The organism is Nocardiopsis trehalosi NBRC 14201, from assembly GCF_001552555.1.
GTDB lineage: Bacteria > Actinomycetota > Actinomycetes > Streptosporangiales > Streptosporangiaceae > Nocardiopsis_B > Nocardiopsis_B trehalosi.
The window spans coordinates 22,658-40,422 of sequence record NZ_BCRK01000034.1; the positions used below are offsets into that span (position 1 = coordinate 22,658).

The window sequence follows — 17,765 nt, forward strand, 5'->3', positions numbered from 1 at the left end:
CCCCCTCAAGGTGCGGGCCCGGTCCGTGCGCCGGGCGTGTTCGGCCAGGTCAGGCCGTCGCGGTCGCGGCTACACCGTCCCCGGTGGCCGCACCGCCCGCCGGCTCCCCGCCGCGCGCCGCCTCTTGCCACTCCGCCCGCGCCCGCTCATGGGCGTCGACCAGCCAGCGGTCCGCCCACGCCGTGTCGGGCCACTCCGGCAGCGGGGACGTGGCGACCAGGTCGACCAGCCGCTCCTCCAACCCGCTCGCCACCTCCAGCGCCTCCGCCATCGTGTGCTCGCCCCGGCGCAGGGCGCGCAGCCAGGAGGCGCGCGGCTCGGCCATCGGCAGCGTCACCCGGCCGGTCTCCAGCAGCTCCACGCCCTGAACGCCCAGGCGCACCATGTGGTAGGCGAACTTCACGTCGAAGCCGTAGGCCTCGATCAGCTCCGGCCGGTTGGTGTGCCGGCCGCCGCGCCGCCCCAGCATGCTGTCGCGCTGGGCGCGCAGGCAGCCGAGGAACCGGTGGCCCACCTGCCGGGACAGGATGCGGTCGGCCGCCGCGCGCAGCTCCCGGCCCAGCGGGGTGACGGCGACGATCTCGTGCTCGGGCACGAACAGCGGCAGCAGCACCGTCGGGTTGCCCGACAGCGCGAGGCGCATCCACTTCCGCAGCGAGTAGACGACGAGGTCCAGGTCGCCCGGGCCCGACCGCGCGCCCTCGGGCTGTGTGCGGTGGATGTACTGCTCGAAACGGCGCAGGCCGATCACGTACTCGGGCGGCTCCACGCAGATGCCCATCTCATCGCGGTCGTCCTGGTCCGCGACGGTGATCCCGTGGACCCCCGACCCCACCTGGCAGCGGAGGATCGTCCCCTGCTCGGCGATGGCGGCGTCCTCCCGTCCGGTGTGCTTCATCCGGCACACTCCCTCCGCATGGCACGTGGGCCGCGCCAGGGCACTTCCCGGTATTTGGGAAGTCGACGAACATACCGACCCCGCCACCGCCGCACCAACCCGTTTTCCGGGTCGGCGCCGGCCGGAGGCGGCCCGTTCCGGTCAGACCACGTCCAGCGGGTCCACGCGGATACGGGCGATGGGCTCGTCCTTGCGCGCGTTGCGGACGCTGCGGGCCGCGGCGGCGGCCTTGAGCGCCGACGTCAGCTCGTGCACGTCCGCGCGCGGCGTCCGCAGCAGGGCGCGTTCGGTCGCCGGGCCGTCCCCGGCCTGTCCGGCCCCGACCGGTACCGGACCCAGCAGGTCGGCCGACGCGGGCAGCTCCACACCGTCGATCAGCTCGCGCACGAGCGCCGGCTCGCCGGTGACCGACGCCATGGCCACGGCCGGGGGGAACCCCAACTGGCGGCGCTCCTCCAGCTCCCGCTCGGCGAACCCGGCCGGGTCCCAGCGGATCAGCGCCTGGGTGGCGGGCAGCTGCGCCTCGGCCACGACCACCACCTGGCCGCCGTCCTCGGCCGACCGCACCAGCGCCGCAGCGTTGCACCACCGGCGCAGCGTCTCCTCGCCCGCCCGCAGATCGGCCCGGCCCAGCAGCGCCCACCCGTCGAGCAGCACCGCCGCCGCGTACCCGCCGTCCGCCACCGGCTCCGCCCCCGGCGTCGCCACCACCAGCGCCGGGCGGTCCGGCACCCGGTCCAGGACGTCCTCGTCGCGGCCGGACGTGCGCACGGTCAGCGACGGGAACGCGCGGCCCATCTCCTCGGCCGTGCGCCGCGCCCCCACGACGTTCGCGCGCAGCCGGCCGCCCCCGCACGCGCCGCAGGTCCACGCCCCCGCCAGATGCCCGCACCACCGGCAGAACGGCATGGCGTGCGCGCTGCGCAGCGCCAACGGCCCCTGGCAGGCGTCGCAGCGCGCCGGCGCCCGGCACGCCACGCACCCCAGCGCCGCGACGTAGCCCCGCCTCGGCACCTGGATGAGCACCGGCCCCTCGCGGGCCGCCTCCCGGGCGACCCGCAGCGCCAGGCGCGGGATGCGCGCGGTGCGGGCGGCCTCGTCGCGCTCCAACTGGCTGTCGTCGTCGGTCGAGCGGACGCGGGGCGCGCGCCGCCGCAGCATCGCCCGGTCGGCGGCGAGCGGGTGCGCCCACCCGGACGCCACGAGCTGCGTCGCCTCGGTGGTGCGGGTGAAACCGCCGAACAGCGCCGCCGCACCCATGCGGTGCGCCCGCATCGACAGCACCGTGCGGGCGTGCGGGTAGGGCGCGTGCGGGTCGACGTGGACGTCGTCGCCGTCGTCCCACAGCACCACCAGCCCCAGGTCGCGCACCGGGGCGAACATCGCCGCCCGGGTGCCGACCACCGCACCGACCTCGCCGCGCAGCGCGGCCAGCCACCGGCGGTACCGCTCCGCCGGGCCCAGCTCGGCGGTGAGGGCGACGTGCCGCCCCTCGCCGAGCCGCTCGGCCAGTGCCGCGTCGACCCGGCCCACGTCGCGGCCGTCGGGCACCACCACCACGGCGCCCCGCCCACCCGCGAGGGCGGTGGCGACCGCCACCGCGATGGCCTCGGCCCAATCCGGCCCGGGCAGCGCGCCCCACACGGCGCGTGGCGCCTGGCCCCGGTGCAGCGCCTCCAGGAACGACGGGCCGGCGGTGTAGTCGGCCCACGGCCCGGGAGCGGGCGGCGCGGAGACGCCGCCTGCGGGGGAGGTGCGCTCGGTCGCCGCCGAGGCGGGGGTGGCGTCGGCGGCACCGGCCTCGGGCGGGACGGCGGCGTCCGCCCCCTCGGCCACCGCCGCGCGCCCCTCGCCGCCCGTTCCCGCCGTGCCGGCGGGGGAGGTACGGCCGGGGGCGCCAACGGACGCGGCGGACGAGAACGCGGCCGGGCCCCGGCCCGAGGCGCTGCCCGCCGTACCGGCGCCCGCCCGGTCGGCGTCGGCCCCGGCCCCGGGCGCGGCTCCGTCGGCATCGGAATTGACCCAGACGGGGCCGGTGTCCGTGTCGGCGTCCGCCCCGTCGGTGTCGGCCTCGGGCGCGGGGATGGGGACAGCTCCGTCGCCATCGGCGTCGGCCTTGCCGACGCCGGCGCCCTCCCGGTCGATGTCGACCCCGGGTGTGGGGGCGGCCCCGGGGGTGGAATCCACCTGCGGCGCGTCGCCGGACCCGGCGGGCGGAGGCGGGGCGCCATCGGACGCCGACACCTCTCCGGCCGGACCCGCGCATGCGGCGGCGTCGTCCTCGGCCGGGTCGGGAACCCGCTCCGCGACGGCTTCGGCGCCGAGCGCCGTCGGCGTCCCGGCGCCGTCGGCGGCCGCGTCCCGGGCCGCGGCCTCGGCCGACTCCGCCGCCTTCCGGCGCTTCGTCTCGGCCTCCTTCTCCACGCGGGCGTGGCGGGGCGGGACCGCGAGCCGGAGGACGTCGCTGAGCGTGCCGGCGTACCGGTCGGCGACGGCGCGGGCGAGCCCGCGGATCTCCGCCGTGACCACCGGCTCGGGCGACACCACCTGGTGGAGGTAGGCCAACCGGCCCGTGAAGTCGCTGGTGGCGGCCCGCTCCAGCAGGTAGCCCGACAGCAGTTGCCCGTGGAAGGGGACGCGCACCCGGCAGCCGGGGACGGCGTCGTCGGCCATGTCCGCCGGAACGTGGTAGTCGAACGGCCGGTCGAGATGGGGGAGGGGGGTGTCGACCACCACCCGGGCGACGGGCAGCTCGTCGGCCGGACGCCGCTTCTCCGGCGCGGGCGCGGCCGCAGCGGATGCGGCCGCCCGGGGCACGTCGAAGAGAAGCCCCTCGTCGGGGTCGGGCTGCGGTGTCATCGATCCAGGTTTACCAGAGCCCCGCGACACCCCCGGGCCCCGCCGCACCTGCCGCCCCGCTCGCCGCCGCCCGCACCGCCGCCCCTAGCCCATGCCACCCCCGGTCGGGCCGCCCCGCCCGTGCCCGTCGCTCCCGCCCCGCCCCCTCGACGCGCTTCGGCGCGCCGACTCCTGGGGCCGGCCCGTCGCCTCCGCCTCGCCTCGGTCTACCCCGCTGCGCCCACGTCCCGCCCCGAGCCTGCGCGACCGTACGTGCGTCCTGGTCCCCGCCCCGGCCTGCCCCGCCGCCCCCGCCGTCCGGTGGCGGCCTGGTCCACCGCGGTGCCCGTCCCGGTCGGCGCCGCACGGCCCGGTGCCGGTACGGGGTGGGCGCCCACCCCGTACCGGCACCCGCCCCCGGCCCACCACCGGCGCGGCACCTCCACCCGGGCAGTACCTCCCTCGCGCTCACGCCTCCCGGCCGTCGCGTCGGTCCGCGTGGGTGTGGGCGGGGCTGGTAGACAGGACGCGCACACCACGATGAGGGGAACGGTGGTCGATGAAGCTGGTCTTCGCTGGAACGCCCGAGGTGGCGGTGCCCTCCCTGCGGGCGCTGCTGGACTCCGCGCACGAGGTGGCCGCCGTGGTCACCCGGCCCGACGCCGTGGCCGGGCGCGGCCGACGGGTCTCGGTGAGCCCGGTCGCGGAGGTCGCGGCCGAGGCGGGCATCGAGGTGCTGAAGCCCGAGAAGGCGAGCGACCCGGAGTTCCTGGACCGGCTCCGCGAGATCGGCCCCGACTGCTGCCCGGTCGTCGCCTACGGGGCGCTGCTGCGCCAGGAGGCCCTCGACATCCCCCGGCACGGCTGGGTCAACCTGCACTTCTCGCTCCTGCCCGCCTGGCGCGGCGCCGCCCCGGTGCAGCACGCGGTGCTGCACGGCGACGACCTGACCGGCGCCGCCACGTTCGAGATCGAGCGGGGGCTCGACTCCGGGCCGGTCTACGGCACGCTCACCGAGCCGATCGGGCCGCGCGACACCAGCGGCGACCTGCTCGACCGGCTGTCCCGGTCGGGTGCGGGGCTGCTGCTGCGCACGCTCGACGGCATCGCCTCGGGCGAACTCGTGGCCCGCCCGCAGCCCGCCGAAGGAGTGTCGCAGGCGCCCAAGCTCACCCCGGCGGACGCCGAGGTGGACTTCACGGCCCCGGCGATGCGCGTCGACCGGCTCGTCCGCGCCTGCACGCCCGCCCCGGGCGCGTGGACCACGTTCCGCGGCACGCGGCTCAAGCTCGGACCGGTCCTGCCCGCCCCGGACGGCCCCGACCTGGCGCCGGGCGCGCTGGAGGTCACCAAGACGGCCGTGTTCGCCGGAACGGGCACGCACCCGGTCGAGTTGGGCGAGGTCCAGCCGCAGGGCAAGCGCCGCATGTCGGCGGTCGACTGGGCCCGCGGCGTCCGCCCCGGCCCCGACGACCGCCTCACCTGAGTCCGCCTGCCTCCGCCTGTCCTCGCCTCGTTGATCTTGGCGTCGACGGGCCGTCGGAGCGCTCCCATAGCCCGACAGCGTCAAGATCAACGAGGCGGGGGAGTGGAGGGCGGGCACGACCGCCGGGGCGGGGGCGCCGACGGGCCGCTCGCAGGGGGCGGGGGCGGGTATTCTCGGGCAGTGGCCCGCCCGTGCCGTCGGGGGACGGCGCACAGCGCGGGCCAACCTGCATTTCTCCCGGCGTAAGGCTGATTCCGACGTGACCGACCGTTCCCGTTCCCCATACCGCCCCGCACGGCGCCGCAGCAGCGGAAAGGGGAGCGGCGGCGCCCAGTCCCGGCAAGGGCCGCCCGCGCCCAAGGACCCGGCCCGCCGGGTCGCCTACGACGTGCTGCGCGCCGTCCACGACCGCGACGCCTACGCGAACCTGCTCCTGCCCTCGCTGTTGCGCGACCGGGGCCTGGCCGGCCGCGACGCCGCCCTCGCCACCGAACTCACCTACGGCACCCTGCGCCGCCAGGGCACCTACGACGCCGTCCTGGACGCGTGCGTCGACCGCTCCCTGTCGTCGGTCGACAGCGAGGTCCTGCCCGTCCTGCGGTTGGGCGCCCACCAGCTCCTCGCGACGAACATCCCGCCGCACGCCGCCGTCAGCGCGACGGTCGACCTCGCCCGGCGGGTCGTCGGCCACCACCGCTCCCGGTTCGCCAACGCGGTGCTGCGCAAGGTCAGCGCCCGCGACCTCGACGCGTGGCTGGAGGTGGTCGCCCCCGAGCGCGACGCCGACCCGGTCGGCCGCCTCGCCGTCGTCCACAGCCACCCCCGATGGATCGTCGAGGCCCTCGCCGCCGCTCTCGGCGACGGCCCCGACCTGGCCGAGACCGAGGAACTGCTGGCCGCCCACAACGTGCGCCCCCGCGTCACCCTGGTGGCCAAGCCCGGCCGGGCCTCCCGCGCCGACCTCGTCGCCCAGGGCGCCGAGGCCGGCCGCTACTCGCCCTACGCCGCCCACCTGGCCGAGGGCGACCCCGCCGCGCTGCGCGAGGTGCGCCAGCGCCGCGCCGCCGTCCAGGACGAGGCGAGCCAGCTCGTCGCCCTGGCGCTGACCCGCGTGCCGGTCGACGGCTCCGACCACCTGTGGCTCGACACCTGCGCCGGCCCCGGTGGCAAGGCCGGACTGCTGGCCGGCCTCGCCGGGCAGCGGGGCGGGCACCTGCTGGCGGCCGAGGTGCAGCCGGCCCGCGCCGGGCTGGTCGCCACCGCCGTCGAGCGGTCGGTCCGCGACGCCGGCCGCGTGGTCGCCGCCGACTCGACCCGGCCCGCCTGGCGCGACGGCGCGTTCGACCGCGTCCTCGTCGACGCCCCGTGCACCGGCCTCGGCGCGCTGCGCCGCCGGCCCGAGTCGCGGTGGCGGCGCACCGAGGCGTCCGCCGGCGAACTCGCCCCGCTGCAGCGCGACCTCCTCTGCCGCGCCCTCGACGCGGCGCGCCCCGGCGGGGTCGTCGCCTATGTCACCTGCTCGCCGCACCTGCCCGAGACCCGCGGGGTGGTCGAGGACGTCCTCGCCGCCCGACCCGACGCCGAACTGCTGCGGGCCGCCGACCACCTGCCCGAGGTGCCCGACGCCGCAGCGGGCGACTTCGTCCAGTTCTGGCCGCACCGCCACGGCACCGACGCGATGTTCCTCGCCCTCCTGCGCCGCCACTGACCGCCGGCCTCCTGCGCCGCCGCTGACCGCCGGTCCCGTCGCGGCCTCGTCGGCGGCGCGCCGACCCGGTCCTGCTGACGGTCTGACGGCGGCACGACCGGGTCGGTCCGACGTCTGGGCAACCGCGCCCCGGCCCGTCGGAGGCCGGGTCCGCCGGGGCGGGCGAAGGGGCGATCGATCGTCCGGCCGCGTCTGGTGTGTTCACCGGTCGACGCGCACGCTCCGGTGGCCGCCGGGGCGCGGCGGGCGGCGGGACGAGTGGTCGTCCTTCTGGGCCGAGGACTCCGCGCCGATCGCGTGCTCGCTGCCTTCCGAGTGTGTTCGGAGGAGGTGCGAGGCCGTCCGCATTCGCCCGCTCTTATCGGTGTCCGGCGGAGGCGAGGGACCAGCGGCGCGATGAGCGGCCGTCCGCCTGGGGCCGGACGGTTCGCCGGCCACACCGCTCCGTCTGCTCCGTTCTTGTGTGCCCCGGAAGCCGGAGCGGTGTCGAAGCGGCTGGTCGTCCGTATGGCCTAGCGCCTTGCGCCGGCCGGCGGTCCGTTCTGACCGGGTGCGTCTGCCGACCACTGAGCCGGAGCGCTGGCGGAGCCGCGAGCGCGGCTGTCTGCCCATGCTCCGGGGCTGTCCGTTGGTCGGTCCGTTCCGCTCTTGTGTGTCCGGCGGGAGTGTCGGGTCCGCCGGGCCGGTGGTGGGGCGAGCGGTCGTTCGGCCGGGCCTCGGCCCCTGTGCCGGTCGGCGGTCCGTTCTGGTCGAGTGCGCCCGGTGGTCGCCGGGCCGGGGCGGGCGGTTGCTCGGCCGGCTGGGGCTGTCCGCCGGTCGACCGACCCGCTCTGGTGCCCGGTCTGCGGGGCGCCGGTCCGTGGGGGGCCGACGAGAAGGCGTCCGGCCGGGCCGGCAGTGGGTGTACGGGCCTGTCAGCGCGGGGGCGGCGGGGTGCGCCACTACACTCGGGGCCGTGGCAATCCAGATCTCTCCCAGCATCCTCTCCGCCGACTTCGCGCGCCTGGCCGACGAGGCCGCCGCTGTCGCCGGAAGCGCCGACTGGCTGCACGTCGACGTCATGGACAACCATTTCGTGCCCAACCTCACCTTGGGCCTGCCCATCGTGGAGTCGCTGCGCAAGGCCGCCGACCTCCCCCTGGACTGCCACCTGATGATCGAGGACCCCGACCGGTGGGCCCCCGCCTACGCCGAGGCCGGTGCCGGCAGCGTCACCGTGCACGCCGAGGCCGCCCGAGCCCCCGTCCGCACCCTGCGGGAGATCCGCTCCCAGGGCGCCCGTGCCGGGCTCGCGCTCAACCCCGCCACCCGGGTCGACGCCTACGCCGACCTGCTGCCCGAGGTCGACATGCTGCTGCTGATGACCGTCGAGCCCGGGTTCGGCGGGCAGAAGTTCCTCGACCTGGTGCTGCCGAAGATCCGCCGCGCCCGTGAGCTGATCGACGGCTCCGGCGGGTCGGTCTGGCTCCAGGTCGACGGCGGTATCAGCAACGACACCATCGAGCGCGCGGCCGAGGCCGGCGCCGACGTGTTCGTCGCCGGGTCCGCCGTCTACGGGGCCGACGACCCCGCCGCCGCAGTCGACGCACTGCGCGAACAGGCCCGTACCGCCGCCTCCTGACGGACAGCCGCTGCCGTGCGGCCTGCGTTGCCGTCGTGCCGTGTCCGCCGCCTTTTGACTTGGGGGCCACCGCTTCCGCGCGGCCCGTGCCGATCACCCTCCCCGTCCCCGGTCGGTTCCGGGTGGTCGCCGCGCGGGGGCGGTGGGCGCGTTCACCAGGCGGTTTCGGCCATCCGGTCTGGAACCGGTCACCGTGGGTACCGTGATGGCGCGCCAGGCGTGCCGGCGACGGAGCCGACAACAGACGAGGTGGGTGCATGGACGCGGTGTGGGATGCCGAGATCGCCGTCAACCGGTCAGTGCAGGGATGGGGCGGCTGGCTGGAACCCCCGATGGAGGTGGTGACCACCCTCGGGTCGCAGACGCTGATGATCGGCCTGCTCTCCCTGGTGTTCTGGTCGGTCGACGCCGGGCTCGGCGCGCGGGCCTACCTGGTGCTCATGGGGTCGGCCATGGTCAACGGCGTGCTGAAGGTCGGTACCCACGGGGCGCGGCCCGCCTGGTACGACTTCACGGTGCGCCCGATGTCGCAGGAGTCGACGTTCGGACTGCCCTCGGGCCACTCGCAGAACTCGATGGCGGTGTGGGGCTACCTGGCGGCCCGGTTGCGGCCGCGGTGGCGGTGGGCGTGGCCCGTGGCGGGCGTGCTGATCGCGCTGATCGTGTTCAGCCGCCTCTACCTGGGGGTGCACTTCACGACCGACGTCGTGGCCGGCCTGGCCGTGGGCGCGCTGCTGCTGTGGGTCGTCCTGCGCTACGAGGACGCCGCGCTGCGCTGGTGGCGGGCCCGCCCGCTCGGCGCCCAGATCGGGCTGGCGTTCGCGGTGTCGGTGGTCCCCGCCATCGCGGCCTGGGCCTACACGGCGTTCGTCCGCGACGGGTGGACGGTGCCCGACTCCTGGACCGGTTCGGTGCCGCCGGACGTCGCGGCCGAGTCCGTGGCGCACGTGTTCGCGGTCGGCGGCGGCCTGTTCGGCGGCCTCGCCGGGTTGTCGGTGCTCGCGGCGCGCGGCTGGTACGACGCGGGCGGGACCGTGGTCGCCCGCGTGTCCCGGTTCGTCATCGGCATCGCGGGGGTCGTGCTCCTCCTGGTGCTGACCGAGGTCGCCCCGCTGCCGGCAGCGGGCGTGGCGGGCATGGCCGCCGAGTACGCCGCCAACCTCGTCCTCGCCCTGTGGGGCGTCCTCGCCGCCCCCGAGCTGTTCGTCCGCACCGGGCTGGCCCTGCGGGCCGCGCCCGCTGACGCGTCCGGCGCCCGGGTCGGTACCTGAGGCCGTGCCGACGCGACCGGCGCCGGGCATCCGAGGCCGTCCGGGCGCCCCGTGCCCGTGGACGGACCGAGTCTCGCCTTGCGGCGCGCCCCCTTCGGTGTGCGCCTCGGGCGGTTCCGGGCCCGACACTCCGCTCGGTCCCGGCCCGATGCGGCGCGTCCCCCTCGGCGCCCGTCCCGGGGCGGGGCCGCCCCTGCGCCGGGGGGCGGCGTGTGGCTTGCGGCACGCCGCCGACGACCGGGAATGGTCCGCATGGCACACTTGTTGATCGAGACGTTGTCCAACGCGTGCTCCGGGGTCGGTGCAATTCCGAACCGGCGGTGACAGTCCGCGACCCGGCCGAAGCCATCGGCCGGTTGAACCGGTGGAATTCCGGTACCGACGGTGAAAGTCCGGATGGGAGGCGGTACGCGTGGGCCCGGTCACGCTTGTCCGTCCTGTCGGAGGAGCCGCCCGGACCTGACAGCGGGCGTGCGCCCGCGCCATCCCCGGAGCCGTACCAGGCGAGGGGAGAGGTTCGGACATGTTCACCGGGATCGTCGAGGAACTGGGCGAGGTCGTCGCCGTCACACCGGTCGGCGGACCCGCCGGCGGCGCCGCCAGGATCACCCTGCACGGCCCCCTCGTCACCTCCGACGCCGCCCACGGCGACTCCATCGCGGTCAACGGCGTCTGCCTGACCGTCACCGAGGCCGCCGACGGCCGGTTCACCGCCGACGTCATGCGCGAGACCCTCGACCGCTCCAGTCTGGGCGACCTCACGCCGGGCGCGCCGGTCAACCTCGAACGCGCCGCCCGGGTCGACGGCCGCCTCGGCGGGCACATCGTCCAGGGCCACGTCGACGGCACCGGCACCGTGCTCGACCGCACCCCCGGCGAGCACTGGGAGACCGTCCGCGTCGCCCTGCCGCCCACCCTCGCCCGCTACGTCGTGGAGAAGGGCTCCATCACGGTCGACGGCGTGAGCCTCACCGTGGCCGCCGTCGACGACGACGCGTTCACCGTCGCCCTCATCCCCACCACGCTCGCCGCGACCACGCTGGGCCGCGCCGCCCCCGGCACCCGGGTCAACCTGGAGGTCGACGTCGTCGCCAAGTACGTGGAGCGGCTGCTCGCCTCGCGCGGGGCGGTGGCCTGATGGGCGCCGCGCACGAAGGCGTGTGGTGGCTCGCCTGGGCCTACGCCGGGTTCACCGTCCTCGGCGAGCACGTCCGCTGGGCCGACCTGATCGGCAACCTCGCGTCCCTGGGCACCGTGGCGCTCGCCATCCGCCGCTCCATCTGGACCTGGCCGGTGCAGCTCACCGGCGCCGTCCTGCTGTTCGCGGTCTCCATCGACGCCCATCTCACCGGCAACGCCCTCAAGCAGGTCATGTTCATCCTGCTGGTGGCCTACGGCTGGACCCGGTGGGCCCGCCGCACCCGCAACGGGGACGACCTGCCGGTGCGGCCCGCGACCGCGCATGAGCGCGGCCTGCTCGCCGCCGTGCTGGTCGTCGGCACCGTCGGCCTGGCGCTGGTGTTCCAGGCCACCGGCACCTCCTGGGCGCCGTGGCCGGACGCGTTCATCTTCGTCGGCAGCGCCATCGCGACCTTCGCGCAGAGCCGGGCCCTGGTCGACTTCTGGGTGGTGTGGATCATCGTCGACCTGGTCGGCGTGCCCCTGGCGCTGATGTCGGGCCTGTGGGCCACCGGCCTCGTCTACGGGGTGTTCTTCGTCCTGGCCGTGGTGGGCATCCGCGACTGGAACCGCCGCTACCGGGCGATGCGCGACGCCCCGCCCGCACCCGCCGGCGGAGGCGCCGTGACCGCCTGACCCGCCCCGCCGCCGCCACCGCACCGACCAGGGAGGACCCCATGACCGCCGGCACCACCGAACCCGCGCCCGCCGACCCCGCCGCCTCCGACGGCGCCGCCGTCCTCGACCGCATCGCCGACGCCGTCGCCGACATCGCCGCCGGCCGGCCCGTCGTCGTCGTGGACGACGCCGACCGCGAGAACGAGGGCGACCTGATCTTCGCCGCCGAGGCCGCCACCCCCGAACTCCTCGCGTTCATGATCCGGCACACCTCCGGCCTCGTCTGCGCGCCCATGCGCGGCGAGGACCTCGACCGGCTGGACCTGCCGCCCATGACCCCCGTCAACCAGGACAGCCTGCGTACCGCCTACACCGTCACCGTGGACGCCGCCTCCGGGGTGGGCACCGGCATCTCCGCCGCCGACCGCGCCCGCACGGTCCGGGTGCTCGCCGACCCGGCCGCCGTCCCCGGCGACCTGGTCCGCCCCGGGCACGTCCTGCCGCTGCGCGCCCGCCCCGGCGGCGTCCTCGCCCGCCGGGGCCACACCGAGGCCGCCGTCGACCTCGCCCGGCTGGCCGGGCTGCGCCCCGCCGGGGTCATCGCCGAGATCGTCAACGACGACGGCACCATGGCCCGCCTGCCCGAGCTGCGCGCCTTCGCCGACACCCACGGCCTGCGCCTGGTCTCGGTCGAGCAGCTCGCCCGCCACCTCGCCGCCGACACCGGGGCCCGCGCCGCCGCCGACCGCCCCCGCCCCCTCGCCGAGCGGGTCGTCGAGACCCGCATCCCCAACCGCTTCGGCGACTGGCGCGCCGTGGGCTACCGGGGCACCACCGACGGCGCCGAGCACGTCGCCCTGGTCCACGGCGACCTCGGCGACGGCGCGGACGTCCTCGCCCGGCTGCACTCCGAGTGCCTCACCGGCGACGCCTTCGGCTCCCAGCGCTGCGACTGCGGCACCCAGCTCGACGCCGCCATGGAGCGCATCGCCCAGGCCGGCCGCGGCGTCGTCGTCTACCAGCGCGGCCACGAGGGGCGCGGCATCGGCCTGCTGCACAAGCTGCGCGCCTACCGGCTGCAGGACGCCGGCGCCGACACCGTCGACGCCAACCTCGAACTCGGCCTGCCCGCCGACGCCCGCGAGTTCGGCGCCGGCGCCGACATCCTCACCGACCTCGGGGTCCGCTCGGTCCGGCTGCTCAGCAACAACCCCGACAAGGCCGACGGGCTGCGCCGGCACGGCGTCGCCGTGACCGAGCGCATCGCCATGCCGACCGTCGTCACCACCGCCAACCTGCGCTACCTCCAGACCAAGCGCGACCGCATGGGCCACGACCTGCCCGGCGTCGCCGCCGCCAACTGACCGCCCGCCGGCACGTGTGAGAGGACCTTTCCCGATGAGCGGAACCGGACGCCCCGAGGACCCGCGGCTGCACGCCGAGGGGGTGCGGGTCGGCATCGTCGCCACCCGCTGGAACGCCGACGTGGTCGACCCCATGCTGGACCGCGCCCGCGCCGCGGTGGACGCCGCCGGTGCCCCCGCCCCCACCGTCGTGCGGGTCGCCGGGGCCATCGAGATCCCCGTCGTCGCCCAGCAGCTCGCCCGCACCCACGACGCGGTGGTGGCGCTGGGCGCCGTCGTCCGCGGCGGCACGCCCCACTTCGACTACGTGTGCGCGTCGGTGACCCAGGGGCTCACCGAGGTGGCCCTGCGCGAGTCCACCCCCGTTGCCAACGGCGTCCTGACCTGTGATACCCAGGAGCAGGCGCGCGACCGCGCCGGCCTCCCGGGCAGCCGGGAGGACAAGGGGTGGGAGGCCGCCGCGGCGGCCCTCGACACCGCCCTCGTCCTGCGCGGCCTGCGCGACGGGGAGCGCCACCCCGTCGGATAGGGAGAGGGACGACCGTTGCGGCCGCAGAACGTGGGGGAGCAGGACACCGTGGACGACGCAGGACCGGCACCGCAGCTCCCCGCCACCTGGCGGCCGCGCACCATGCGCGTCGTCGCCTACGCCTTGGCCGTCATCATCATGGCCACCATGGGGGCGCTGGCGGTGCTGCTGCCCGGGTGGGGGCCGCCCGACCGCGTCGGGCTGATCGCCCTGGGCCTGGTCGGGGTGTTCGTGCTGCACCTGCTGGCCCGTCCGCGGCTCACCGCCGCCCCCGACCGGGTGACCGTGGTCAACTCCATCCGCACCCACGTGCTGGAGTGGGCCGAGATCGTCGACGTGCGCATGCCCCTCGGTGAGCCGTGGCCCACCATCGACCTGTCCGACGGCACCACGCTGGCGGTCATGGGCATCCAGAGCAACGACGGCGCGCGCGCCACCGCCGCCCTCGCCGAGTTCCAGGCGCTGCTGCGCGGCCGCGGGGAGGCCCCCGAACCCCGCCGCGGCTGACCGCCGCCCGGGAGCGGGCGGGGCCGGCGCGTCCGGGGTGAGCGGCGTGAGCGGCGTCGCGCGCGTGGCGGAACGGACTCAGGTTGATTGCGACGGACCGAAAAGGGGTTGAACTCCGCCCCGTTCCGCTGCGTCATAGAGGGTATGGACCTCGACACCCGGAGTACCGAGAGGACGACGTGCCGCTCCACCCGCGTCTGCGTGGTGGGGATGACCTTCTGGTCCATCATCGTGGTGCTGTCGGTCTTCTCCCTGTTCCTCCTCTGATCCCCCCGCCGGGGGATGGCGGCGCGCCCGCCCTGCGACCCGGACCCCTTCGGAACCGACCACGAGCGCCGCGCGGCGCCGCGCCCGGCCCGGCCGGGGGCGGCCACGCGCGCGGCCCCGTCCCGCCGGCCCGTCCCCACCCCCGCCACCTGCGCCGACGCGCGCCGTTCGGCGTCGCCGACGAACCGCGCGGGCGCTCTTCGGATGATCGGTGCCCCGCCCGCGCCCGCCGCAGCGCATAGCCTGGCGGAAGGCGGAGGCGGGAGGACGGCGATGAGCGGCGCGACCACGGCGGCTTCGGGCGTGCCCCCGCCGGTGCGCGCGCCGCGCGCCCCGCTCCGCACCCGCCCCGACCGCGCGACCCCGCACCCGCCGCCCGCGCGGCCGCGCCGTGCCGCGCCCCCGGCGCCGCCCCGCCCACCGACGCCCCCGCGCCCGGCCGGGGCGCGCGGGCGCGACCGCCCGCCGCCGTGCCCGGCGGCCGGCCCCCACGAGGAGGACCACGTGCGTGACATCCGGACCGCGGTCGCCGACATGTACGCCTCGGGCGCCACGTTCGCCCTGGCCACCGTCGTCGACACCTACCGCAGCGCGCCGCGCGAGGCGGGGGCCGCCATGGCCGTCTCCGCCGCCGGGGAGGTCGCGGGCAGCGTCTCCGGCGGGTGCGTCGAGGGCGCCGTCTACGAGCTGGCCCAGGAGGTCATCGCCACCGGACGGCCCGCCCGGCGCAGCTACGGCGTCAGCGACGACGACGCGTTCGCGGTCGGCCTGACCTGCGGCGGGACCCTGCACGTGCTGGTCGAACCGGTCGACCCCGCCCGCCACCCCGCGCTCGGCGACGTCCTCGACGCCATCAGCGGCCACCGGCCGGTCGCCGTGGCCACCATCGCGGGCGGCCCGGGCCGCCTCGGCGCGCGCCGCGTCATCTGGCCCGACCGCGCCGACGGCGACCTCGGCGGCGCCCGCCTGGAGGCGGCCGTGGACGACGACGCCCGCGGCATGCTCGCCCAGGGCAGCACCGGCATCCTGCGCTACGGCGCCGACGGCCAGCGCCGCGGCGACGACCTGGAGGTCTTCGTCCAGTCGTTCGCCCCCGCGCCGCGCATGCTGGTGTTCGGCGCGATCGACTTCGCGGCCGCGGTCGCCGACATCGGCGCCTACCTCGGCTACCGGGTCACGGTGTGCGACGCCCGCCCCGTCTTCGCCACCGCCAAGCGGTTCCCGCGCGCCGACGAGGTCGTGGTCGACTGGCCGCACCGGTTCCTCGGCGCGATCGAGGGGCAGATCGACGAGCGGACCGCCATCTGCGTGCTCACCCACGACCCCAAGTTCGACGTGCCGGTGCTGGAGGTCGCCCTGCGCACCCCCGCCGGCTACATCGGGGCGATGGGCAGCCGCCGCACCCACGCCGACCGCCTGGAGCGGCTGCGCGCCGCCGGCGTCCCCGACGCCGCCCTGGAGCGCCTGCGCTCGCCCATCGGCCTCGACCTCGGCGCGCGCACCCCCGAGGAGACCGCCGTCTCCATCGCCGCCGAACTCATCCAGACCCGGTGGGGCGGCAGCGGCCGCCCGCTGCGCGCCACGCGCGGCCGCATCCACACCGAGCCGCTCGCCCGCACCACCACCCGGCCGGTGGCCGCCGCACACCCGGAGTGACCGCCCCACCACCGGCGAAACGCCGCACGGCAGGCCGGAACCGGTCAGCCGAACGCGTCAACCCGGCCCCCCAGGTGCCCGGAACGCCCTATCCGTGGGCGATTCCGGGCCCGGGATCGCACGAGAGGCCCTGCGGGCGGCACCGCGCCGACGGGTGCGCGTGGCATCATCGCGTCATGACGACACGCACGAGCCGGCCGGCCGCGGCACCGGTGGCGGGCCTGCTGCTGGCGGCCGGCGAGGGGAGCCGCCTCGGCCGCCCCAAGGCGCTCGTGGAGCTGGCGGGCGAACGCCTCGCCGACCGCGGGGCGCGCCTGCTGCGCGAGGGCGGCTGCGACCCCGTCCACGTCGTGACCGGCGCCGCCGAGGTCGACGTCGCCGGGGCCGACGCCGTGGTGCACAACCCGTCGTGGGCGTCCGGCATGGGCTCCTCGCTGCGCGTCGGCCTCGACGCGCTGCCCGACGCCGTCGACGCCGTGGTGGTCGCCCTCGCCGACCAGCCGCTGGTGACCTCGGCCGCCGTCGGCCGGCTGGTCGCCACCTACCGCGACGGCGCCCGCGCCGCCGTGGCCACCTACGCGGGCAACCTGCGCAACCCCGTCCTGCTCGGCCGGGAGCACTGGCCCAGCGTGCACGCGCTCGCCGAGGGCGACGTCGGCGCCCGCCCGTTCCTGCGCGCCTACTCCCACCTCGTCACCACGGTGGCCTGCGACGACATCGCCAGCCCCGACGACATCGACACCCCCGAGGACCTCGCCCGGCTGCGCACCCGGCTCGGCGCCGACCCCGACCGCTGAGGGCCGCCGGGGCCACCGGGGCCGCCCCGGTCACGGTGCGGCGTCGACCACCCGGATGCCGAACGCCGACCGCGCCTCGGCGCCCGGCTCCAGCACGGTGAGGTCGTGCCCCGACGCGAACGCGTTCGGCGGGCACGTCATCGGCTCCACGGCCAACCCGCTGCGGTGCAGCCCCTCGGGCAGGCCGTCGGCGCTGAACACCTGGAGCCACCCGTAGGAGCGGTCGGCCCACAGGCCCACGGAGGTGCCGCCGCCCGACAGCACGCTCCACGCCAGCCCGTCCGGGCCGCGGTCCAGCCCGGTGAACGCCGTGTCGAAGACGGTCGCGCCCACGCGGCGCGGGACGCGGAAGTCGTGCTCGGTGCCCGCCACGGGCTCCGGCGGGCCGGCCGGCAGCAGCCGGCCGTCGACCGGCAGCCGCAGCGACCCCGGCAGCCGCAGCACCGCGTCCGCCAAGGCGCCGCCCACCCGCAGGTAGGGGTGGAACCCGTTGCCGTAGGGGGCGGGGGAGGCCCCCGCGTTGCGCGCCCGCACCCGGACCGCCAGCCCGTCGGCGGCGTCCAGGGTGTAGTCGACGGCCAGTTCCAGCCGGAACGGGTAGCCGGGCACCCCCGCCAGGTCCAGCGCCAGCGCGGCCCGGTCCGGGGCGGCCCCGGTGGTCCGCCACGGCTCGCCGTGCGCGAAGCCGTGCAGCGCGGTGCCCCGGGCGGGCTCGGTGACGGGCAGCCGGTACTCGGTGCCCGCGAAGACGTAGCGGCCGTCGGCGATCCGGTTCGGCCACGGCGCCAGGAACTGGCCCTGGAACGCGGTGGGCCCCTCGGTGCCGCTGTAGGGCCAGACGAGGTCGCGGTCGCGCCAGGTCAGGCGGCGCAGCGCGGCGCCCCGAGGATCGACCACCGCCCGGTAGCCGCCCGCGTTCAGCTCGATCGCATCGCCCACCGGACACCGTCCCCCTCGCTCGCGGATGAACCCCGGGCGATCCTACTCCGGCCCCCGTGCGGCGGCCGCCCGACCGGGGCGGCCGCC

Annotated in this window: 15 protein-coding genes and 1 riboswitch; of the genes, 12 read left to right on the top strand and 3 right to left on the bottom strand. The window is 77.1% G+C overall.

Annotation, left to right across the window (positions count from 1 at the left end):
* Nucleotides 1-49 precede the first annotated feature (49 nt).
* Both NT8_RS08985 and NT8_RS08990 read right to left on the bottom strand, forming a co-directional pair.
* Nucleotides 50-898, bottom strand: a complete 849-nt coding sequence (locus NT8_RS08985; protein ID WP_067966222.1) for a DNA polymerase beta superfamily protein — start codon at nucleotides 896-898, stop codon at nucleotides 50-52.
* 141 nt (nucleotides 899-1,039) lie between these two features.
* On the bottom strand, nucleotides 1,040-3,757 hold the full coding sequence (locus NT8_RS08990; RefSeq protein ID WP_067966224.1) for a primosomal protein N': 2,718 nt from the start codon (nucleotides 3,755-3,757) through the stop codon (nucleotides 1,040-1,042).
* Nucleotides 3,758-4,295: 538 nt separating this feature from the next.
* On the opposite strand from NT8_RS08990, the gene fmt reads away from it, so the two are divergent.
* The 12 genes from fmt (at nucleotide 4,296) to NT8_RS09045 (ending at nucleotide 16,739) form a co-directional block, all read left to right on the top strand.
* Complete coding sequence (fmt, locus tag NT8_RS08995) at nucleotides 4,296-5,222, top strand: methionyl-tRNA formyltransferase (protein WP_067966227.1); 927 nt, start codon at nucleotides 4,296-4,298, stop codon at nucleotides 5,220-5,222.
* Between the two features lie 259 nt (nucleotides 5,223-5,481).
* The gene (locus tag NT8_RS09000) at nucleotides 5,482-6,930 is read left to right on the top strand and encodes an RsmB/NOP family class I SAM-dependent RNA methyltransferase (RefSeq protein ID WP_067966229.1); all 1,449 of its coding nucleotides are present in this window, start codon (nucleotides 5,482-5,484) and stop codon (nucleotides 6,928-6,930) included.
* A 955-nt stretch (nucleotides 6,931-7,885) separates the two neighbouring features.
* Complete coding sequence (rpe, locus tag NT8_RS09005; protein WP_067966231.1) at nucleotides 7,886-8,551, top strand: ribulose-phosphate 3-epimerase; 666 nt, start codon at nucleotides 7,886-7,888, stop codon at nucleotides 8,549-8,551.
* A gap of 257 nt (nucleotides 8,552-8,808) precedes the next feature.
* Nucleotides 8,809-9,822: a phosphatase PAP2 family protein gene (locus NT8_RS09010; RefSeq protein WP_067966232.1), complete on the top strand. Its 1,014-nt coding sequence runs from the start codon at nucleotides 8,809-8,811 to the stop codon at nucleotides 9,820-9,822.
* A 283-nt stretch (nucleotides 9,823-10,105) separates the two neighbouring features.
* Nucleotides 10,106-10,236: riboswitch (FMN riboswitch) on the top strand.
* Nucleotides 10,237-10,345: 109 nt separating this feature from the next.
* The gene (locus NT8_RS09015) at nucleotides 10,346-10,960 is read left to right on the top strand and encodes a riboflavin synthase (protein ID WP_067966234.1); all 615 of its coding nucleotides are present in this window, start codon (nucleotides 10,346-10,348) and stop codon (nucleotides 10,958-10,960) included.
* A complete protein-coding gene (pnuC, locus tag NT8_RS09020) occupies nucleotides 10,960-11,637 on the top strand; it encodes a nicotinamide riboside transporter PnuC (RefSeq protein WP_067966236.1) in 678 nt (225 codons plus the stop codon). Before NT8_RS09015 ends, pnuC begins: the two co-directional genes overlap by 1 nt.
* A gap of 41 nt (nucleotides 11,638-11,678) precedes the next feature.
* Nucleotides 11,679-12,983 carry a bifunctional 3,4-dihydroxy-2-butanone-4-phosphate synthase/GTP cyclohydrolase II gene (locus tag NT8_RS09025; protein ID WP_067966237.1) on the top strand — a complete coding sequence of 435 codons (1,305 nt, stop codon included), beginning with the start codon at nucleotides 11,679-11,681 and terminating at the stop codon, nucleotides 12,981-12,983.
* A 34-nt stretch (nucleotides 12,984-13,017) separates the two neighbouring features.
* The gene (gene ribH / locus NT8_RS09030) at nucleotides 13,018-13,512 is read left to right on the top strand and encodes a 6,7-dimethyl-8-ribityllumazine synthase (protein ID WP_067966239.1); all 495 of its coding nucleotides are present in this window, start codon (nucleotides 13,018-13,020) and stop codon (nucleotides 13,510-13,512) included.
* Between the two features lie 102 nt (nucleotides 13,513-13,614).
* Nucleotides 13,615-14,019: a PH domain-containing protein gene (locus NT8_RS09035; RefSeq protein ID WP_084468767.1), complete on the top strand. Its 405-nt coding sequence runs from the start codon at nucleotides 13,615-13,617 to the stop codon at nucleotides 14,017-14,019.
* A gap of 144 nt (nucleotides 14,020-14,163) precedes the next feature.
* On the top strand, nucleotides 14,164-14,286 hold the full coding sequence (locus NT8_RS31220; protein ID WP_281203398.1) for a hypothetical protein: 123 nt from the start codon (nucleotides 14,164-14,166) through the stop codon (nucleotides 14,284-14,286).
* Nucleotides 14,287-14,790: 504 nt separating this feature from the next.
* Complete coding sequence (locus tag NT8_RS09040; protein WP_067966252.1) at nucleotides 14,791-15,942, top strand: XdhC family protein; 1,152 nt, start codon at nucleotides 14,791-14,793, stop codon at nucleotides 15,940-15,942.
* Between the two features lie 176 nt (nucleotides 15,943-16,118).
* Nucleotides 16,119-16,739 carry a nucleotidyltransferase family protein gene (locus NT8_RS09045; RefSeq protein WP_067966241.1) on the top strand — a complete coding sequence of 207 codons (621 nt, stop codon included), beginning with the start codon at nucleotides 16,119-16,121 and terminating at the stop codon, nucleotides 16,737-16,739.
* A 30-nt stretch (nucleotides 16,740-16,769) separates the two neighbouring features.
* Here the strand turns inward: NT8_RS09045 and NT8_RS09050 are convergent, their stop codons facing one another.
* Nucleotides 16,770-17,678, bottom strand: coding sequence for an aldose 1-epimerase family protein (locus tag NT8_RS09050; protein WP_067966243.1), 909 nt, complete (start codon nucleotides 17,676-17,678; stop codon nucleotides 16,770-16,772).
* Between the last annotated feature and the right edge of the window lie 87 nt (nucleotides 17,679-17,765).

Bases quoted from the DNA above. Each gene is read 5' to 3' on its own strand.
- NT8_RS08985 (WP_067966222.1), bottom strand. From the start codon at position 898: ATGAAGCACACCGGACGGGAGGACGCCGCCATCGCCGAGCAGGGGACG.
- NT8_RS08990 (WP_067966224.1), bottom strand. From the start codon at position 3,757: ATGACACCGCAGCCCGACCCCGACGAGGGGCTTCTCTTCGACGTGCCC.
- fmt (WP_067966227.1), top strand. From the start codon at position 4,296: ATGAAGCTGGTCTTCGCTGGAACGCCCGAGGTGGCGGTGCCCTCCCTG.
- NT8_RS09010 (WP_067966232.1), top strand. From the start codon at position 8,809: ATGGACGCGGTGTGGGATGCCGAGATCGCCGTCAACCGGTCAGTGCAG.
- NT8_RS09015 (WP_067966234.1), top strand. From the start codon at position 10,346: ATGTTCACCGGGATCGTCGAGGAACTGGGCGAGGTCGTCGCCGTCACA.
- pnuC (WP_067966236.1), top strand. From the start codon at position 10,960: ATGGGCGCCGCGCACGAAGGCGTGTGGTGGCTCGCCTGGGCCTACGCC.
- NT8_RS09025 (WP_067966237.1), top strand. From the start codon at position 11,679: ATGACCGCCGGCACCACCGAACCCGCGCCCGCCGACCCCGCCGCCTCC.
- ribH (WP_067966239.1), top strand. From the start codon at position 13,018: ATGAGCGGAACCGGACGCCCCGAGGACCCGCGGCTGCACGCCGAGGGG.
- NT8_RS09035 (WP_084468767.1), top strand. From the start codon at position 13,615: ATGCGCGTCGTCGCCTACGCCTTGGCCGTCATCATCATGGCCACCATG.
- NT8_RS31220 (WP_281203398.1), top strand. From the start codon at position 14,164: ATGGACCTCGACACCCGGAGTACCGAGAGGACGACGTGCCGCTCCACC.
- NT8_RS09045 (WP_067966241.1), top strand. From the start codon at position 16,119: ATGACGACACGCACGAGCCGGCCGGCCGCGGCACCGGTGGCGGGCCTG.